This is a genomic window from Prevotella sp. P2-180 (assembly GCF_002251435.1).
GTDB lineage: Bacteria > Bacteroidota > Bacteroidia > Bacteroidales > Bacteroidaceae > Prevotella.
On record NZ_NPJI01000025.1, the window covers coordinates 1 to 19,201 of the forward strand.

Sequence of the window (19,201 nt, forward strand, 5' to 3'; positions counted from 1 at the left end):
GAAATACTGGAATGCGACGAGGAGACTGTACTCAAACAAGTCATTGCTGACAGTCGCAGAATGGCATTACTAAGCCAACTTGCACAGACGGCATAGAGTACTGAATTTTTACTTCCGAAACTTGAGTAAAGTACCATTTTATTTTGCATATTCCATTTTTTTTCATTATCTTTGATGCCGAAAAGAATGTAAAGGCTTACAGCAGAGCCATTATTTTGGTTGTTCTGCTTCAAGTTTCTCTACACCGCCAGTTATGGGGTTAAGCCAAAGATGGGTGGTGAAACGCTTGTTGAACAGGTCGCCGCTGAGTAGCTCTACACGACCAAACTGACCGGCAGAGAACTCCGCGTCTGCTATTGTATTGCTGCCATTCAAAATCTCTACCAGTATCTTGCCTGGAACATTGACATAAATGCCGTCTTCGCGTTCTTTCTTTTTCTTCCCGTCGTCGGGACCAACATCAGGCACAGTCTTCAGGTCTTTTATATTAATATAATATGGTGAACCGGAAAGGTCGTCAGCATCCACTACACCCAGCTGTTTTGACAGTCGGAACAATACCTGACGGTTTACTTCCATATCCGGACAAAGCGTGAAGACCACTTCGGTGGTGTCTTTGCACTCGGTGCCAACAAACAGGCTCGACAGAGTGCGGTCTTGAGTGTTGAGATTGTCGAGCATGATGCGCAGTTGTTCGCCATCTTTCGGCATGAAGTCAGCCTCTCCACGGTTGAGCGCGTTCTTACTGTCGCGTATGTCGTAAATCTCACGGGCCGTGAGTTCCGCCATTTTGGGAGTGCTGCCCGCTGCAAGTATCTCTTGGCTCATATAGTCTCGCGGATTGACAGGTTGTGGTTTTGGAGAGGCCGTGAAAGGCTTGAATACAGGCTCGGCTGTGGGAGCGGCGTTGACAGAGAGCAGTCGTCCGTCGTCTGCCAACGAGAGGTTGGCGGCAGCGCTTCGGGCATTGAACTTCACGGCGTAAGCCTTCGACTTGTCAGCCACACCGTATGGCATCACGCTGCAGTCTATCACACGATGGCTTACGGCAGCATTCTGTCTAACGTCTTTCTGTCGAAGGTATCGTTCGGCATACTTGCAAAATTCGCCAGGAGTGTAAGTCGTCTTTTCTATTTTCACCGCCACGCGTATTGCGGTTTTGGGCAGATAGTACACGGCGCCTTCAGCCGTAATTCCCGGTTTGTAGTCGCTTATCTGAGTCTGGCTGAAAGCTGTGGTGGCAGCCAGAAGCATACATGATAGTAATGTCTTTTTCATTTTTTATTCGTTTGAGAGTTCTTTGAACGCCATTGGCAGACTATTGATGATATCGGATGCTATAAGGCTTTCCTCGCCTAATGATCGTGCGGCAATGTCACCTGCAAGTCCGTGGAGGTATGTACCGATGGCACAAGCTTCGCCTTGAGTATAGCCTCGTGCCAGTAGGGCGGTGATGATGCCTGTGAGCACGTCGCCACTGCCGGCGGTGGCCATGCCAGGATTGCCCGTGGGTGAGAACAGCACGCGGCCGCCAGGGGTGATGATGGCGGTGTAGTGGCCTTTCAGCACTATGTATGCATGTTGGCGTTCTGCAAGGAGCATGGCTTTTGACAGTCGTTCGTAGCTGTCGGTCGACACACCCTCAAGGCGGTCAAACTCGCCTATATGAGGTGTAAGTATGGCTCCGACCGGTATCTGTTGCAACCAGGCTTTGTGAGCTGCGAGAATGTTTAGTGCGTCGGCATCGACCACTATCGGACACTGGGCCCTTCTCATTTGTCCTATGACGGCAATGGCCGTATTCTCATTAGTGCCCAGTCCGGGACCAATGCCCATGGCCTTAAAGCAATCGGTGTCTACTGCTTCTGACACAACGTTAGTGTCGCTGTCGACATCGAGCACCACTTCTGGCACTCCTATTTGCAGAGGAAGAGTGTTGCAAGCCGGAGTGTGTACGGTGACCTTTCCAACTCCAGTTCTCAAACAAGCCTTAGCTGCGAGCATGGCGGCTCCAGCCATGCCACGGCTTCCTGCCACGAGTAGGGCATGGCCCATGGAACCTTTATGGGCAAACGGGTCGCGGCGTTTGAGACAAGGAGTGATGTCGCTCTTTTCGAGAATGTAGAATTGTGCATCGGTCTTGTCTATGCCTTCTTGGCTGATGCCAATGTCGAGTACTTCAACATGTCCGATAAACTGCTGGTTTTCGGGGAAGAGGAAGGATAGCTTGGGCTGTTGGAGCGTGAGTGTGACGTCGGCTTTCATAATGTTTGACTTGACGTTATATTCGTTGCTCTCGGTCATAAGGCCCGACGGAATGTCGATGCTCACCACCTTTGCGGGTGAAGTGTTTACATACTTCACCAGTGAGGCGAAACCTCCAGTAAGGGGTTTGTTCAGCCCAGAGCCGAAGAGACCGTCGACTACAAGGGTTTGTGCGTCGAGTGTAGGAGGGTCGAATTCTTCAGTGACCACAACAAACGAAGCCGCCTGCTTCACGTCTTTCAGTCGGTCGCGGTTTTTTTTGCAATCGTCAGAAAGGCGTCCGGAGGTATTGAAGAGCCATGTGGATACGTTGTATCCCCTGACGGCCAACATACGTGCCACGGCAAGAGCATCGCCACCATTATTCCCCGGTCCGGCAAATACCACAACCTTCATGTCCTTGTCCCATTCGGCGACAATGGAATCGGTGAGTTGTATAGCCGCACGCTCCATGAGGTCGATAGATTTTATCGGCTCATGGTCTATAGTATATTTGTCTAACTCGTGTATTTGAGCGCTTGTAAATATTTTCATACGTGCAAAAATACAAAATTAATGCTAAACGATGCCATTTATTGGAAGATTTTTAGTAATTTTGCCCCAAAATTAATAAAAAAGCAGTATGAAAACGATAAAAATCAAGGATAAGGAGTTTATTCCGATGATTTCTGAGGCAGAAATCAAAGAGAGAGTAAAACTGGTGGCGGAGCAAATAAGCAACGACATGAAAGGCAAAAACCCACTGCTGCTGGCGGTGCTTAACGGATCGTTCGTGTTTGCTGCCGACCTCATGCGAGAGATTACCATACCAAGCGAAATCTCTTTTGTGAAATTGGCAAGCTATCAGGGTACGACTTCCACGGGAAAGGTGAAAGAGGTGATTGGAATTAACGAAGATCTGACGGGAAGAACTGTGATTATCGTTGAGGATATAGTGGAAAGCGGACTGACCATTAAACAAATGATCGAGAGCATTGGCACCAGAAACCCTGAGTCGGTTCACATCTGTACCTTGCTACTCAAGCCCGACTGTCTGAAGACAGAACTCGACATCGAATATGCTGCTTTCAAGATTCCTAACGACTTTATTGTCGGATATGGACTTGACTACGACCAACAGGGAAGAAACCTGAAGGACATTTATGTAGTAAAAGGAAGAGAGTAGAATCTATCAAAAGAGAGAGATAACAACATAATTAAATTATTATTTTTTTAAGACACAATGAAAAATATCGTAATTTTCGGTGCTCCTGGATCTGGAAAGGGTACTCAGAGCGAACTGATGATTAAAAAGTATGGCTTCGGACATATCTCTACGGGAGATGTGCTTCGCAGTGAAATCAAAAACGGTACTGAACTAGGCAAAACTGCAAAAGGTTTTATTGACAAAGGACAACTCATTCCCGATGAACTGATGATTGATATCCTGGCAAAGGTATACGACAGTTTTGGAAAAGAACATAAGGGAGTGATTTTCGACGGTTTTCCACGAACCATTCCGCAGGCGGAAGCCCTGAAGAAAATGCTTGCTGAACGTGGTCACTCCATAGCTGCCATGATAGAGCTTTACGCGCCCGAGGATATACTCATGGCAAGACTGCTGAACCGCGGAAAGGAGCAAGGCCGTTCCGACGACAACGAGGAAACCATAAACAAACGTCTCGCCGTATATAACACACAAACAGCACCGCTCATCGACTGGTATAAGAATGAAGGTCTTCATCACTACGTGAAGAGCTACGGAGTGCTGGAGGAAATCTTCGCCGACGTTTGCAAGGTTGTGGACGGAATTGAAGAGTAATTTTTGAAGAGGCTCAGCTTATTTACTCAACTTTCGAAAGAAAGGGAAGTCGTTAAGGAGTTAAGGAGTTAAGGAGTTAAGGAGTTAAGGAGTTAAGGAGTTAAGGAGTTAAGGAGTTAAGCCAAATGTTGTTGCGCTTATATCCAATGCTCCAAACTAATGGCTTAACTCCTTAACTCCTTAACTTCTTAACTCCTCAAAAGTTTAGTACATGCGAAACTTAAATTATTTATTTTATTGTCAGCTCCTTGACAAACGGCTTGTCGAAGCCATCTACGTGGAATACGACACGACCTTTGCCTGTTTGTAATGTAGACTGAACGCGCACAAGACCCTCCCCAAAATAAGTGTCTAGTTCTGTGGTGCGCCATGACTCCGTACGACGCATGTCGCCTGTCTCCACTCCAAGCAGTCGCAGAGGTCCTTCCACTTCTACACGGAAGCGGCGGGGTTGCATCTGCTGGATACGTCCCTCACTGTCAACAAGCTTTAGACGAATGTGGGAAACGGTGTTCTTAGCCGTGGCGGAAGAATAGTCGGGGGCTATGGTGTTCAGTTCTGTGAAATCGGCCTCAAGACTCACATCTGCCACCGGGCCATGATTCACTAGCGAGTCTCTCAACACTTCCTTGCCGCCACGATATCCCACAGCGAGCACCTTGCCCTGACGAGCTGGCAGCTGGATGGTGATGCAATGGTCAGGATAGTTGGCTGTGACGCGTGGCTTAAGCGGGAGTTGCGGATTGCTCCACATGGGGAAGAAGAACTGAACTGAGTCGCAAGTGGTGTAGCATCGTATCTCTACACAACGCGAATCGGTGTAAGGCAAATCCCATGTGTCGGCCATCGGAGGATACTGCCAGTGGTCGGTGCCTATGGCTTGGTTGAAGCAGTTATCACGCACTACGAGTTTCAGATAGTCTTTCTCCGGATTCCATGCCGGATGATAGTAAGCAGCCTGCGGACGCTCTTTCAGTGTCATGTCAAACGGACAAGAGCACCAGCCTTTTGCAGGCCAAGGCGACGATTCGCCGAGATAATCCACACCAGCCCATACGAAAGAGCCCGCAATGAACGGGTAGTCTTCAACAAAATTCCAGGGATTGCGCTCCACCCAGTCGCGAACGAGGTTCTCCCTCAATCCGGAATAATACACGAAAGCCTCGCTCACAAACATCTTTCTCTCAGGGAAACGCTTATGGTCGGCCACCATGCGTGGTTCGAGATAGTTATAGCCCACAAGGTCGGCAACATCGGCAATCTTGTCCTGAAAGCCTTGTTGGCATGCGAGCATCGTGGGGCGCGTTGGGTCGAGGGCCTTCACTATTGCGTTCAGCTCACGTGCGCGCTCAACGCCCTCATTATCAGTCTTCCATGCCTCACTCACCTCGTTGCCAATGCTCCAGACTATCACCGAGGGATGGTTTCGGTCGCGGAGCACCATGTCGGTGATGTCCTTATGGGCATTGTCGTCGTAGAACGGCTCGTAATAACCAGATTTCCACTTGTCGAAAGCCTCGTTGAGCACAAGTAGTCCAAGGGTGTCACAGATGGTGAGAAATTCTGGTGATGGCGGGTTGTGAGAACAACGAATGGCGTTGCAGCCTATCTCCTTCATGGCTTTCAGACGGCGTAGCCATACCTCGTCGGGTACTCCCACTCCAAGGCTTCCTGCATCCTGATGAAGACACATACCTTTCAGCTTCAAGTTTTTTTCGTTGAGCCAGAAACCTGTATTGGCATCGAATCGGATGGAGCGAAACCCGAATGGGGTAGTCACTTCGTCGGTCAGGCGGCCGCGAGAGTTCTTCACCTTTGTCACAAGCCGGTACATCACAGGCGTGTCGCAGCTCCAAAGTTGCGGGTTGTTTATCTTTAGTTCTTCCGAGGCAGATGAGGCTATCTGCTTTCCGTCGGGGCCAAACACGGCATGAGTCACCTTTGCCTCTTTGTCGCCTTCCAGCTCAGTCTTCACGATAATGGTTCCATCGGTCTTTGCAACTACAAACACTCCGTTTTCCTTTACCCTCGTAGCAGCAGTGGCTTCTATCCACACATGGCGATAGATGCCCGACCCAGTGTACCAGCGAGACTGTTCCTCGCGGTCTACATGTACCACGAGTCTATTGTTTCCTTTTATATATAAATAAGGTGTAAGGTTGAAAGAAAAGCCAGTATATCCATACATGTGGTGTCCAAGACGATGGCCGTTGAGCCATACCGTGGCCCGATGGTAGACACCATCGAACGCGATGTCAATCCTTTCCTTGTCAGCCACAGAAGAAGGCAGTTTGAAATCTTTCACATATACGCCCTGACCGCCAGCGAGATATCCCGCCGAACCGCCCATCTGCGGGTCGAAAGGCAGGAAACTGCTCCAGTCGTGAGGCACGCAGACGCTTTGGAACCCGCCTCCACTCGCATTTCCCTTCATTGTGGAAGCGGTCACCTCTGATGCCGTCACTTGTGCCTGTTCAGGCTCAGTGTCGTCGGTCACCTTCGTCTTTGCAGCTTTTTCCCCCTCAGTGCCGAAACTGACGTTTTTCACTCCTAACGAGTCGAGCACCGCCTTCACCTCTTGATGGTTCTTGCATAAGCGGAACTGCCATCCCTGGTCGAACGTCAGCCTTTGTCGCAGTTGCTTCGGCGCTGCTTGGCATACTGTGGCTGCGATCAACATGTATACAATTAAAAAAATAGGTTTTCTCATTGATTATGTTTCCATTGTTTTATTCGTTGCAAATATAATAAGAATTATTCTAATATGCAAGTATTTAATATATTTTAATCCGATATTTAGCCGTTTTCCATTACGACAGTTAGCAGAAAAACCGCTACCCTCTTTGCTTGAGGATAGCGGCTAAACTTACTAATTATTCTATGATGAAATCATCAGTTACGATAGCCGGGATTCTGGTAAGCGTCCTTCTCGGCATCAGTCATTTCGAGACCGTCAATCTGTCCCTGTGGAATCGGGCGGAGATACATGTCCTTGGTTATGGTGCGGGTGAACACCTGTGGAGTGTGGTCGCCAGCTCCGGAACCGCAGATGGTGTATTGACCGGCACGTTTCTCCCATGTCTGGGTGCGGGCAAGGTCGAACCAACGCATCGTCTCACCAAAGAACTCTCGCATACGCTCGTCGAGGATGTAGTCGATGGTTATGGTTGCCGGTGTGGCGTCGGTCAGTTCCTTGCTGTAGTCAGCCACCTTCTCGCAGTTGCTGTTGTTGTTCCAACGCCACTTTCCTGCACGGGCACGGAGAACGTTCACGAGTTCGCGGGCACTGTAGCCGCCTTGTGCGGAAGCACCCTTAACGGCTGCCTCGGCTGCAACGAGGTAAAGTTCTGAGAACTTGCATACTACGTAGGGACGAGTGCTGCCGGCATTAGGTTGCCCCAGACCGGAACCATTGTCGGTACGGTAAGGTCCCTGCTTCCACAACATCGGGTACTTCAGACGGCTGATGCCTGTGATGCCAACCACGTAAGCGTTCTCGCCAGCCATTTCTCCTGCACCGACATTGTTTTTGCCTCCACCATTAGGATAGGTGATAGCAGGGTCGCCACTAAGCACAAACTTCAGGAACGGCTCGCCGTAATAAACTTTTGAGCCATTGGCACCTTCGACATAGTCGTCAGACTTGCCGCCCTTCTTCCAGTTGGTATAGAACGTAGTGGTAAATGTTCCGTCGAGGCGAGAGTCCTTCTCAACGTCGGTGAACACCTTTGTGAATACTTCCTGTGGTGTTGCCATACGGGTCCAAGGACGTCCGAGAGCTTGGACGCACTCACGCTGCACGGGATTGATTACTCCGCTGGTGTTGCCCTCTGCTGTCATTGTAGTGTAGTTCCAGCAACCCATCCATGACACGAAGTTGTCGGGAGCTCCACCACTACCGTAAGAGAAGGAGCCGCCGTTGTAAAGCTCGCTCTGGTCGTTATGGTCAGCGTAGAGCATGCACTCAGAGTTGCGGTCGTTGGTAGCCACGTTCACGTCGTAGAATGTAGGCTGGAGACTGTAAGCGCCTGGATTCTTGATGGCGTCAAGTGCTATGTCGTACGCCTGCTGGTAGTACCATTTTGCGTCGTGACCGTCAGGATCGGTGCGAGAGCACTCTGGATAGGTAGGAATGCCATTGGGGTTCTCAAGCCACCATCCGTAGGTCAGGTAAGCCTTGGCGAGAATAAGACGAGCCACGTTCTTTGTCAATGCTCCGGTAAGGCGTGGCTTCTCCGGCAGGTCATTGATGGCTGTTAACAAGTCGGGGAACACCGCCTTGGTATATACTTCAGGCACAGTGTTTCGAACAGATGTGCGGGAAGTGGAAGTGTTGAACTTCAGTTCGCCTGAACCAAGGTCGAGTGGCACTCCACCGAAGGTCTGTACAAGGTTGAAATAGTCGAAGGCGCGGAAAAAGCGTGCCTCGGCGATGAGAGCCTCGCTCATGCCTGCTGCAGTAGCGTTCTCGATGACACCGCTGGCAGTGTTGATATTTGAGAAAGCACTTCCCCAAAGGACGTCAGCACGACAGTTGGTGGAGTTCAGCGGAGAGCCGGCTCCCGACACGTCGGCATCCTTGAAGTTGCCGTCGGCAGACTGTGCGTAGGTGTATTCGTCAGTACCTGTCTCCTGGGAGTTGAAATAATATGCCTGACCATAGAGATTCCTTAGGTTGGCGTAGAGAGAGGTGAGTCCTCCCTTGATGCCCAATTCTGTCTGGAAGAATCCCGGGTCGTAGTTGCTTCTCGGTTGTTCGTCGAGAATGTCGGAGCAAGAGCCCATGATGAGTACTCCAAGAGCGGCAGCTCCTATTAATCTGATATTGTTTGAAATCTTTTTCATTGCTATTGGGATTTAGAATGTTACGTTAATACCAAACAGGAAGTTGCGGGTTGAAGGTGTGTTGTAGCCTACTACTGGCAGCACGTGCTTGCCGTTGTAGCCATCCATTGTCACAGCCATTGTGCCGCCGTTGTTTGAGTAGGTGTTTGTCTCAGGGTCAAGACCACACTCGTTGTTGAATGGAGAGAACAGTACGAATGGGTTTTGAACTGAAACATACGCACGCAGCTTGCTGATTCCGAAGTCGCGTACTGCCTTGATGCGGTCGAAGTTGTAGCCGAGGGTAATGGTGCGAATTTTCAGATAGCCAGCGTCGAAATAACCGAGGGTTGAGCCATACTTGGGGTTATCGCTCGACATTACGCCACCTGGCTTTGGATATTTTGCATCCGTATTTTCTGGTGTCCAGTAGTCGACATCTATATTGCCGCGACGACCTGTGAGCATGTTCAGATAGCCATAGGAAGAGTGGAGAGTGGATATGAGCGTACCGCCAATCTGGAACGAGCCGATAACGGTGAGGTCGAAGCCCTTATATCCAACTGTGGTATTGAAGCCTCCCATGAGGTCTGGTTCCATGCTTTGGATCTGGCGGTCGTCTGGACCAATCTGTCGTGTAGGAGTGCCGTCGGCATTGTAGTCGCCAGTATACTCTACCTTTATCATACCAACATTGCCGCCTGGCTCAAGGATGTCGAGATAAGGGTCGCCTTCCTGCCATAGTCCAACCTTGTTATAGTCGTAGATAACGTCGATAGGATGGCCAACAAACCATCGGTTAGCCTCGTCGCGTTCAGCACCTGAAGCAAGCTCTACGAGCTTATTTCGGTTGAAGTAGAAGTTCAGGCCAGCTTCCCAGTTCCATCCGTTCTTGTTGTCGAGGATGATTCCGTTAAGGCTCATTTCAAAGCCTTTGTTCTGTGTCTTGCCGACATTGGCTGTATAACTGCCTACGCCAGAAGTGCTTGGCATCGACACGTCAAGGAGCAGGTCGCGGGTGTTCTGGACGTAGTATTCCATAGAACCGCTAAGACGGCCACCGAATAACGAGAAGTCAACACCGAAGTTCCATGTGCGGGAGTATTCCCAACCGAGTTCGGGGTTAGGAAGTGCTGAAACGTAGTAACCGGTGTCGAAAGTAGTGCCGAAGTTGTAGCGGCGCTGGCTCAGTCGGCCAAGGGTTGAATAAGGATTGATACTCTGGTTAGAAGTCTCACCATATCCTACTCGTAACTTAAGGTTGTCAATCCACTTAAGGTCTTCCATAAACGACTCACGTGAAATGTTCCAACCTGCTGACACTGCAGGATAAGTATGCCACTGGTGACCTTTGGCAAGACGAGAGGAAGCGTCGGCACGGAGAGTGGCTGAAAGCATATACTTGTTGTCGTAGGTATACATCACACGACCCATCCACGACATCAGTCCGCTCTGCCAGTAGTTCCAGTTGTCAGGATTAACGGTGATTTCACTGCTGGCTGTACCGAGGTTGTAGTAGTGGAAGTATTCTGCCGGTATGCCCTTGGCAGCTACTGAGGTCTTCTCGTATGTGGTCTGTTCTGCTGAATACATACCTACAACGTTGATGTGGTGCTTCTCGTTGAAGATACGGTCGTAGGTGATGAGGTTCTCGATAGCCCAGTTGGTGGTGTTCTGCTCGTCTACGCTTGCGCTGTTGATATAGTTCGGGTCGGTATTGTTGATACCTGTACCAGTGAAACTGCCACCCTTGGTGTGACGATAGTTAAGACCTATATTGATGCGATAGCTCAAGCCTTTTACCCATGGACACTGAACCTCAGCAAACAGGGTGTTGTAGCTGCTAAGAGTCTTGCTTTCGCTTAGCCAAGTGTCCTCAAGACTTTCAACTACCTCTTTTGTCATGACGAAAGTTTGGTCGTTAGGCATGGTTACAATGCGCTTCAGGTTGCCGTTTTCGTCGTATGGTGATGCCAATGGGCTCATGCTGAGTGCATTGTATACGCCGATTTGATTACCCTTGTTGATGCGGAAACCATTGTTGGTGGTGAGACCGAAACGGAAGTATTCACCAACTTTCTGGTCGAAGTTACCACGAACGGAGTAGCGGTCGAACTGCTGTGTAGGAATGACAGCTTCGTCGTGGTAGTAGCCAGCGCCGAAGCTATAGCTGCCACCTTGTGTGCCACCAGACACGCCGATGTCGTGGCTTGTCTGTATACCTGTGCGGAAGAAGAGGTCCTGCCAGTCGGTATCAGTATCGTCGCTTTCCTCAAGAGAGTTAGTGAAAAGTCCGGCGTCCTTGCGCAACTGTGCAAGCTGAGGACCCGACATCATTGGATAGCGGTGGAACAACTTTTTTACTCCGACATAAGCGTTGTAGCTCACCTTGGCAGGAGTACCCTGCGTGCCTTTGGTTGTAGTGATCATGATGACACCGTTGGCACCACGGCTACCGTAAATAGCTGTGGCAGAGGCATCCTTGAGAATGTCCATGCTCTTGATGTCGGCAGGATTGATGTCAGACAGGTTTCCCATGAAAGGTATTCCGTCGAGCACGATCAGCGGGTCGTTGCTTGCGGTAAGAGAGCGTTGCCCACGGATGCGGATCTGCATCTCTGCGCCAGGTTGAGAAGAAGTTTGGGTCATGAGTACACCTGCCACACGACCTTGTAGTGCATAAGCGGCATTTGACGCTGCCACTTGATTGAGCTTGTCACCCTGCATGTTGGCAACCGAACCAGTTACTGCTTCACGGCGTTGGGTGCCATAACCGATTACCACCACTTCATTAAGGTTACGTCCCTGTTCTTCCTCAAGGGTGATAAAAATTTTGCTTCCAGCATTTGCCGGTACTTTCACCTCTTTAGTTACATATCCTACGTATGTAACTACGAGTGTAGCGCCAGACTTGACATTTAGAACGAAATTACCATTCAGGTCGGTTGCGGTACCGTTGGCAGTGCCTTTCTCCTTTACTGTCGCTCCGATGAGTGGACCTTGAGAGTCAGACACGACACCAGTGACCTTTCGTGCAGCTTGCTGCACCGACTGGATGGTTTCATTAGCTTCAGCGAACGCCTGCATTGGCAATAGCGTTGCTCCAAAACACAATCCCATCAGTAGGGACGATTTCTTTAGGTTACGCATAACGAAATTTGTTTGATTAAATAATAATGTTAAATTTTTTTGAATTTGGTTTTAACTGCCTTTGGTTCATAATGCTCTATAAGTAATATTAGCACGTTTGCTCTAGGTAGCTATTAATTCTAGGTGCAAATATAGAAAGTTTTTGGTATAATTCCAAATTTTTTCTGTTTTTTTTTAAACATAATACATACTGGTTTCAATTTCGTTTCAATTTCGTTTTAATATGTATCATTGTACATAAAAAGATGTTCTTTAGTGTTGATAAGACACTTAAAATGTGTTTGTTTTTCCCTTCAGCCTTTTTCGCTCAGTCAGGCAATGTTCCATGCCTCCGTTGTCAGTTTTGTCGGAGAAACCAATTACGTTTTCCATTATAAATATAATAAGGTACGGATAAAAGAGCAATAAATATGTTTTTGTTACATAAAACATATTTTTTTGTTACATTTTAGCATTTTTTTTGTCAATTCTTGCTTGAGATATAAATAAGTTTGCTAATTTTGCAGAACTAATCATACCTGCAACTGAAATTTCCAATAAAAAGTAGTATGGAAAGAACCAAATTTGATATTATATCAGAATATTACGAAGCAAACGTGGACGAGCTACGGTTATTCGCAGATTCCCTGCTGAACGACATCGAAGAGTCGAAAGATGTCGTGCAACAATGTTTCACGCATTTGCTAGCCATGCAACAAAACATCATTCCCGACTCTATTGGAGCCTTGGTTCACCAAATGGTAAGAAACGCTTCTGTCAGCATACTGAGAAAAAAAGCTATACAAAGAACATATAGCAAAAACGTAACTGCATCGGCGAACGCTCTCTCAGAGTATCCCGAAACGCGCATTATGGCAAAAGATATGTTAGACAGGGCAAACGAACAGATAGCAATGCTGCCAGAGAAATGCAGGAATGTGTATGAACTCAACATCTACGGAGGAATGAAAGTGGCGGAGATAGCCGAGAAACTTCAGATAAACTACAGATATGCTGAAAAACAGCTTGGCATGGCAAGAAAAATAGTGCGTAAAGGTTTAAGAAATGTTGTATAAACGGTATATTTAACAAAATGTAACTTTGGAGACCAAAAATAACCCGAAAAAGTTTGGAGGTTTGACAAAAACAATCTAAATTTGCCGCAATTCTATTACACAATGACAAATTATTGAAACAATTAAAAAACCTATCGTTATGGAAGTGGAAAAAATTATGCAACAGTTGGAGCAGAAGCACCCAGGCGAACTGGAGTATCTGCAGGCAGTGAGAGAAGTGCTCTTGTCGGTACAGGATGTATATAACCAGCATCCTGAATTCGAGAAGGCAAAGATCATCGAGCGCATCGTAGAGCCAGAGCGCGTGCTTACCTTCCGAGTGCCTTGGGTGGACGACAAAGGCGAGGTGCATGTTAACATCGGCTACCGAGTGCAGTTCAATAGCGCTATAGGCCCATACAAGGGGGGATTGCGCTTCCATCCTTCTGTAAACCTTTCTATATTAAAGTTCCTCGGATTCGAACAGACTTTCAAAAACGCGCTTACCACTCTGCCTATGGGCGGCGGCAAGGGAGGCTCAGACTTCTCTATCCGCGGACGTTCCGACAACGAGGTGATGCGCTTCTGTCAGGCTTTCATGACCGAGCTGTACAAGGTCATCGGTCCTTCTGAAGACGTGCCTGCTGGCGACATCGGAGTCGGAGCGCGTGAGATTGGCTACCTCTTCGGTATGTACAAGAAGCTCACCCACGAGTGGAGCGGAGTGCTGACAGGAAAGGGATTGGAATGGGGCGGTTCGAAGATTCGTCCCGAGGCTACCGGTTTCGGCGCTCTCTACTTCGTCAACGAGATGCTGCAGACCCACGGACTTGACATCAAAGGCAAGACAGTTGCCATCAGCGGTTTTGGCAATGTGGCTTGGGGTGCTGCCACCAAGGCTACACAGCTTGGCGCAAAGGTAATCACCATCTCAGGTCCCGACGGTTACATCTACGACCCAGAAGGCATCAGCGGAGAGAAGATTGACTACATGCTTGAGCTTCGTGCCAGCGGCAACGACGTCTGCGCACCTTACGCTGAGGAATTCCCAGAGGCTACATTCGTCCCAGGCAAGCGTCCATGGGAAGTGAAGTGCGACATAGCCCTGCCATGTGCTACACAAAACGAGGTGAGCGGCGAGGACGCCGATAGACTCTTGGCTAACAAACCGTTGCTCGTGGCAGAAGTGTCGAACATGGGTTGCACGGCTGAGGCTGTCGACAAGTTTATTGCAGCAGGTCAACTCTTCGCTCCAGGAAAGGCAGTAAACGCCGGAGGCGTGGCAACATCTGGTCTTGAAATGACACAAAACGCCATCCGCCTAAGTTGGTCGGAGGAAGAAGTGGACAAAAACCTCCATCAGATTATGCATAACATACACGAACAGTGTGTGAAATACGGCAAGGAGCCTAACGGATATATCAACTACGTAAAAGGCGCCAACATAGCCGGATTCATGAAGGTGGCAAACGCAATGATGGCACAGGGAGTTGTGTAATTTTTATTAGGAATTAGGAATCGGAATGAGGAATGAACTAAGCAAAAAAACATATCGATTAATTGTTTCCAACGTCATAAAAAGGACTTTGGGTTTGGTTGCTTTGCTTTATTCCTCATTCCTCATTCCTCATTCTTCATTCATCTATGCCCAAGAACCTCAGAAGGGAAAAGCCTCTTATTATTCAAAACGTGCGACGGGGACTCGCACAAGTAGCGGAGAACGTCTGCATCACGACAGTCTCACATGTGCTCATCGCACACATCCTTTCGGTACAATGCTAAAGGTGACAAACCTGCAAAATGGGAAAAATGTACTGGTGAGAGTGACCGACCGCGGGCCATTCGGCAAAGGACGCATCATAGACCTTTCATATCGTGCAGCACGAGAACTCGGAATGCTGTCGCAAGGTGTGGTAATGGTTACAGTAGAACTTGCCGACGAACTACTCGTACCATTTAAGCCGAAAGACGAGAAGCATCTATATGAAATAGACTTCGAAACGCAACCCTCTACTTCCTCCCCTTCCATCGTGCCTATATGGCAAGAACTGAAAGATGCTCACAAAAAGAAGTCTAAGCCATTGCATAAGCTTGACGACGCAACCACAAAACAAACAACCAACAACACCTCACAGCATCAAAAGACGAACGAGAAACAAACCTCACAACCCTCAACCACAAGCGTTTTAGACGAGATAGACAAAAACCCACACAAGTCAAGAGTTTCGCAAAAGAGAAACGCGAAATAAGCGGCTTGGCGGTATAGGGGATGTCTTATTTCTTATTACCTGCCGTTATGTCACAGCAATGAGCACGAGAATCCAGTCTCCTCCACTGCCTTACAGACATCCTCAGGCAAGAAGTCACCTTCAACTACAGCTTGCTTGCTGCCTAAATCTACGGAGGCAGAGGTGACCAATAAAGTCGGGTAATCTACTAAATTTAGCACGATTTCAACCGGAGGCATTTTTTTCTTTGATTTATTCTTGTTCCTTGTATTTTTTCATTATCTTTGCAGAAGATAAGCTGCATCTCGGCATAACACTCAAGCAAGCTTGGTGCTTCTGCACTCGATTTGCATTATCTTTGCAGCCATATTTTATATGTATCCAATAAAAATTAAACAACAATTTTTTATATGAAGTCACAAATACCAGTGAGTGAAATAACGAAACGCCATCCAGACATGCTCTATTGTTCAACAGACAGGGAGTATGCAAATCTTGCCAATGAAATTTATGATTTGGTTGGCAAAGTGTTACCGTATGTTGATGATAGGGAAATGAGGAATGCGTGTGTCAGCTTGGCATTGTATTTTGAGGACATACACTCCGGGACACACCAGTTCGACGCTTTCACAAGGTTGTATGGCAAGATGTATGGAATGTATTTGCCGTTTTATGATTCAAGGGATGTGTCGTCCCCGGAAGCTGAACTTGACGCAATGAAATTTGTGTTGTGGCTCTCGTTCGTGGCAGAGCGTGCTGGATGCATATTAAATCCGACGAATACCTCAATCGCCGATGTGGCAGGTACGTTACTGAACCATTGGAATAGTAAAAAACATTCGATATCTCCCAATGAGGAACTGGCGGACTATATCTTCTCCGAAGAAACGCAGGATAATCCGTATTTGATAAGGAGCGTGCTGGTTTGGTTGCAAAACCGGAGCTATTTGGGACGCTGGTACTCCAATGTGGTGATGGAAGAAGACCATTATGGGTTAAAGAAAATATTTGTAAAAGCAAACAATCAGCAGTTGCGTGAGTTTACGGAAGACTGCTCGGTGTTTGAATATCGCTCGTGGCCGTTGTCAATACCTGCCACCAAGGCTTACGCCGAAATGATAAGGATTGACATGGACGACCCTGACGACGAGATTGCTGCAGAGATAGAGAAGATGGAGTATGCAAAACTGAATATTTACAAGATACAAAACACGGACGAGGAGTATCTTGTTGTAGAGGATTTCATGAAACAAAGGTATAATGTGATGCTTGATAGTTTTGACCTTGGAATAAGGAGGGATGCGAAGAAGAATACCCACATCTTCGGTTCGTTCTTCTCTTTCCGGGGAGATTGGTTTGCGAATGGTCATTCGTTATTGTTCCAGATGAGCGACAAACGTTATGCAGAGCATTGTCAGAAGGAGAACCGGGAATATAGTATGTTCCACGACTATCAAGGCCAATACGAGGACCTGATAAAACGAAACGATGGCAAGAGATTGTTTTTCTTCAATAATCCTGAGGATTTTGAGAAATGGATGAGGGGAAAAATTGGTATAGAACACCTTGGGTCTTTTCCGGTTTCAGATCTTCCGAGAGATGGGGCATTCATGGCATTTCTCCATCCGAATGGACAAATGCTGTTTAGCTTTGGTGCCGAATGTATAAAAAGTCCGGACAATCCCTATTACAACAAGAGTAAGGCTGAGGAAAATGCTATGGGGCTGTGTTTAATGGTAGGAGGCAGCCATCCCGACCTCGTGATATATCTCATAGAGCACAACCTTGTGCCTGATGCTATGCTCAACGACATGAACGGAAAAGAACACGGAAGACTGCTGTTGCAGGATAATTTGGAATTCATGGTACGCTGCATAAGGAGGGATATCGGGTCTGACAAAGTAGTCAGGAGAAGGCGTGAACCAGGTCTGACTTATGACAATGACGATAACGAGGGCCAGAAAGTGAACTTCGAGACCTTCGTTGGCATTCTCAGACAGGAAGAAACCGTGCGTAGCAAAGCCAACAAGCTATGGCGGTTGGTGAGTTGCGACTTAACTACCACTGTCATTCGTGACGTGGACAACTTCAGGGATTTCACTATGCCGACTCGCAATCTCTATAATGCATACATTGAGATTGACAAGGATAAAATACAAGTATCCACAGTGTCTCGGTATGTTGGAAAGGTCAATGCCCCTGCCGCCTCGGCTTTGCTTTATAACACAGTGGGCAAGGGCAGGAATTGGAACGAGATGTTCAAGTCGCTGGACAAGATGCTAAGGTTGATGGAGAAAGGCATGAAATAACATACTTTGCTGCCGAATAGAAAGATGAAGAAATGAAGCAGTATAAAAACAGAGTTATTGACCGCCTTTTGGCGGATAAACATGAAGCTGAGAGACTAAGTGTCCCAAGAGGTCGTGTCAAAATAACTGACACAACCTCTTGGATAAAAATGTGTAACTCTTTTCATAGCCAAACCACGTCCGTTCTATGGTAATCTCAAGTTACCAACAGCTAAACTTAAAGAAATCACAGCAATGAGCACGAGAATCCTGTTTCCTCTACTGCCTTGCAGACATCCTCAGGCGAAAAGTCGCCTTCAACTACAGCTTGCTTGCTGCCTAAATCTACGGAAGCAGAGGTGACTCCCTTTACCGAGAGAATGGCTTTTTCTGCCGACATACGGCAATGATTGCACGACATGCCTTTGATGACAAATGTTTGTTTCATTGTATTTTTGGAATTAATATTTGCCTTACTACAGAATCTACGACGAATGAACGCATTTGCCAACAAAAGAAAGAGCAGAATGGTGCACGAGGTGGCAAACAAGCTGCTTTCCTCTTCGCAACATGCGTCATTCGCCACAAGATGTGACATAAACCATGCTCTGGGCAACAGATAGTCGGTGACAAGACCGAAGCCAACTGCCCCTGAAATAATCGAGCCAAGATATGCTATCAATGTGCGTCTGCCCAACACCTTGCTCACCACCAAGACACTCGCCACACTGCATGCAGGACCAGCCATCAACAGTACGAGTGCCGCTCCAGGGGTGAGTCCCTTCATCATCAACGCCACGGCTATTGGTATGCTGCCGGTGGCACACAGGTACATGGGGATGGAGATGCACAATACCAGCAGCATCGACGTGAAACTGTTGTCCTTGAAAATCTCAAAGTATGAATCAGGTACAAAAATCGTTATCAGTCCGGCAACGACAAGTCCTACGACAAGCCATTTCCCCACGCTCTCCATCATGTCGATATAGGCATAGCGCAAGGCTTCAATGACCTTGCCGACAAACGACGTAGGCACTTTGTCATGCCCCCCACAGCAACTGTCTCCACAGAGGTCATCATGGGCTTGTTCATTTGTGCTGTCAAATTTCCCGGCACCCTCGTCGCCCTCAATCACGTTGACCATCTTTCCTCCGAATATGGCTGTGGCAAGGGCGGCTATCGGACGGATAATGGCAAACGGCAATCCCATCAGCGAGAATGTGGCAATGATAGAGTCGACACCTGTCTGCGGTGTGGCTATAAGGAAAGAGACTGCCGCACCCTTGCTGGCCCCCTCACGACGCAATGACATTGCCGTGGGAAGAACGCCACACGAGCAAAGCGGAAGGGGAATGCCGAAGAGTGCGGCAAGCACTACACTTCTCATATTTGGTTTGGCAAGATATTTACTGTAGATAGTCCCTGGTATAAAGGCATGCATCAAACCTGCCAACAGGAATCCTAGTAGCAGGTAAGGCGACATTTCGGTGACTAAATCGATAAACTGATTCATATATTCTCAAGTGGAATTAATACTATTTGCTGCATTTTTGATGCAAAGGTAATATAATTCTCCCAAAATGAAAATATAAATATAGTTTTTTTATTCTT

13 protein-coding genes are annotated in these 19,201 nt (G+C 47.8%); 6 read left to right on the forward strand and 7 right to left on the reverse strand.

Annotation, left to right across the window (positions count from 1 at the left end; all coding sequences use genetic code 11):
- Positions 1–210: 210 nt before the first annotated feature.
- The gene (locus CIK98_RS03400) at positions 211–1,278 is read right to left on the reverse strand and encodes a DUF4831 family protein (RefSeq protein ID WP_094382882.1); all 1,068 of its coding nucleotides are present in this window, start codon (positions 1,276–1,278) and stop codon (positions 211–213) included.
- 3 nt (positions 1,279–1,281) lie between these two features.
- A complete protein-coding gene (locus CIK98_RS03405; protein ID WP_094382883.1) occupies positions 1,282–2,799 on the reverse strand; it encodes an NAD(P)H-hydrate dehydratase in 1,518 nt (505 codons plus the stop codon).
- An 88-nt stretch (positions 2,800–2,887) separates the two neighbouring features.
- Between CIK98_RS03405 and hpt the strand changes: the two genes are divergently transcribed.
- Together hpt and CIK98_RS03415 are read left to right on the forward strand one after the other, a co-directional pair.
- Complete coding sequence (hpt, locus tag CIK98_RS03410) at positions 2,888–3,430, forward strand: hypoxanthine phosphoribosyltransferase (protein ID WP_094382884.1); 543 nt, start codon at positions 2,888–2,890, stop codon at positions 3,428–3,430.
- A 57-nt stretch (positions 3,431–3,487) separates the two neighbouring features.
- Positions 3,488–4,066 (forward strand): adenylate kinase, encoded by a 579-nt coding sequence (locus CIK98_RS03415; RefSeq protein ID WP_094382885.1) that lies wholly within the window; start codon positions 3,488–3,490, stop codon positions 4,064–4,066.
- Between the two features lie 229 nt (positions 4,067–4,295).
- On the opposite strand, the gene CIK98_RS03420 is transcribed toward CIK98_RS03415, so the two are convergent.
- From CIK98_RS03420 to CIK98_RS03430, 3 genes are all read right to left on the reverse strand, one after another.
- Complete coding sequence (locus CIK98_RS03420; protein ID WP_094382886.1) at positions 4,296–6,776, reverse strand: glycoside hydrolase family 2 TIM barrel-domain containing protein; 2,481 nt, start codon at positions 6,774–6,776, stop codon at positions 4,296–4,298.
- 182 nt (positions 6,777–6,958) lie between these two features.
- Positions 6,959–8,911 (reverse strand): RagB/SusD family nutrient uptake outer membrane protein, encoded by a 1,953-nt coding sequence (locus tag CIK98_RS03425; protein WP_094382887.1) that lies wholly within the window; start codon positions 8,909–8,911, stop codon positions 6,959–6,961.
- Positions 8,912–8,923: 12 nt separating this feature from the next.
- The gene (locus CIK98_RS03430; protein WP_371683236.1) at positions 8,924–12,040 is read right to left on the reverse strand and encodes a SusC/RagA family TonB-linked outer membrane protein; all 3,117 of its coding nucleotides are present in this window, start codon (positions 12,038–12,040) and stop codon (positions 8,924–8,926) included.
- A gap of 548 nt (positions 12,041–12,588) precedes the next feature.
- On the opposite strand from CIK98_RS03430, the gene CIK98_RS03435 reads away from it, so the two are divergent.
- The 3 genes from CIK98_RS03435 (at position 12,589) to CIK98_RS03445 (ending at position 15,323) form a co-directional block, all read left to right on the forward strand.
- Entirely contained in the window at positions 12,589–13,095 is a 507-nt protein-coding gene (locus CIK98_RS03435) for a sigma-70 family RNA polymerase sigma factor (RefSeq protein WP_094382889.1), read from the forward strand.
- Positions 13,096–13,234: 139 nt separating this feature from the next.
- Positions 13,235–14,572, forward strand: coding sequence for an NADP-specific glutamate dehydrogenase (gene gdhA, locus CIK98_RS03440; RefSeq protein WP_094382890.1), 1,338 nt, complete (start codon positions 13,235–13,237; stop codon positions 14,570–14,572).
- Positions 14,573–14,660: 88 nt separating this feature from the next.
- Complete coding sequence (locus CIK98_RS03445) at positions 14,661–15,323, forward strand: septal ring lytic transglycosylase RlpA family protein (protein WP_253249630.1); 663 nt, start codon at positions 14,661–14,663, stop codon at positions 15,321–15,323.
- A gap of 50 nt (positions 15,324–15,373) precedes the next feature.
- Here CIK98_RS03445 and CIK98_RS17555 read toward each other — a convergent pair whose 3' ends face one another.
- Entirely contained in the window at positions 15,374–15,541 is a 168-nt protein-coding gene (locus tag CIK98_RS17555; RefSeq protein ID WP_141210388.1) for a heavy metal-associated domain-containing protein, read from the reverse strand.
- A 171-nt stretch (positions 15,542–15,712) separates the two neighbouring features.
- On the opposite strand from CIK98_RS17555, the gene CIK98_RS03450 reads away from it, so the two are divergent.
- Positions 15,713–17,611: a DUF3843 family protein gene (locus CIK98_RS03450; protein WP_094382892.1), complete on the forward strand. Its 1,899-nt coding sequence runs from the start codon at positions 15,713–15,715 to the stop codon at positions 17,609–17,611.
- A gap of 226 nt (positions 17,612–17,837) precedes the next feature.
- Here CIK98_RS03450 and CIK98_RS03455 read toward each other — a convergent pair whose 3' ends face one another.
- On the reverse strand, positions 17,838–19,103 hold the full coding sequence (locus CIK98_RS03455; RefSeq protein WP_094382893.1) for an SO_0444 family Cu/Zn efflux transporter: 1,266 nt from the start codon (positions 19,101–19,103) through the stop codon (positions 17,838–17,840).
- Positions 19,104–19,201: the final 98 nt, after the last annotated feature.